General features: G+C 66.7%; 1 protein-coding gene. It reads right to left on the minus strand.

Going from position 1 to position 318, the window contains the following annotated elements:
* On the minus strand, positions 1 to 318 hold a 318-nt coding region (locus HX846_RS36470; RefSeq protein WP_178967373.1), incomplete at both ends, for an ATP-binding cassette domain-containing protein.

Genomic DNA, 318 nt, shown 5'->3' on the forward strand with positions numbered 1-318 from the left:
CGCTGGCGCATGCCGCCGGAAAACTCGTGAGGGTAATTGTCGATCCGCGCCTGGGGATCGGGAATGCCGACCTGGCGCAGCACTTCGATAGCCTGCAAGCGCGCCTCCTTTTTCGACGCGCCCTGGTGCAGTCGGATGCCTTCGGCGATCTGCTCGCCGATGCGCATCAACGGGTCGAGGTGGCTACTGGGGTTCTGGAAAATCATCCCAAGTTGCCCACCGCGTACCGCGCGCATGCCGGCGTCATCCAGCTGCAGAAGGTCCTGGCCCGCCAGGCGCACCGAACCGCCCTGCACCCGCAGGCTCGGGGACGGCAGC

Origin of the sequence: Pseudomonas sp. K5002 (genome assembly GCF_013386655.1) — a bacterium.
Lineage (GTDB): Bacteria > Pseudomonadota > Gammaproteobacteria > Pseudomonadales > Pseudomonadaceae > Aquipseudomonas.